The 398-nt window shown below is 44.0% G+C and carries 1 protein-coding gene; it reads left to right on the top strand.

The window, feature by feature from the left end:
- On the top strand, nucleotides 1-398 hold a 398-nt coding region (locus ESB04_RS12480), incomplete at both ends, for a hypothetical protein (protein WP_205749521.1).

Below are 398 nucleotides of genomic sequence, written 5' to 3' on the forward strand. Positions count from 1 at the left end.
TTTCTGGTACTACGACCACCATTACGGCCACTGATAATACTAGCTTAACGGGTACTACTTCTAACATTACTACCGGTGTAGGTACGGCTTCTAAATTAGTTGTTTCTAACATCGGGCAACAAACCGCAGGGACTGGATTTGCGGTAACAGTTACTTTAACTGATGATAATGGCAATGCTGTCAATGCCACAGCAGATGGTACAGTGACCTTGACTCGTAAAACAGGTACAGGTACATTAGGCGGTACATTAACAGGTACCATCACTTCGGGAAGCAGTGCAGTAACCATTTCGGGTGTAACCTACACCAAGGCAGAAACAGGAGTTGAATTAACCGCTACTGGTTCAGGTTCAGGTAATGTAAGTGGTAAAACAGGCAATTCCAATGCATTTACCGTA

This window comes from Aquirufa rosea, from assembly GCF_004118285.1.
GTDB classification, from domain to species: domain Bacteria; phylum Bacteroidota; class Bacteroidia; order Cytophagales; family Spirosomataceae; genus Aquirufa; species Aquirufa rosea.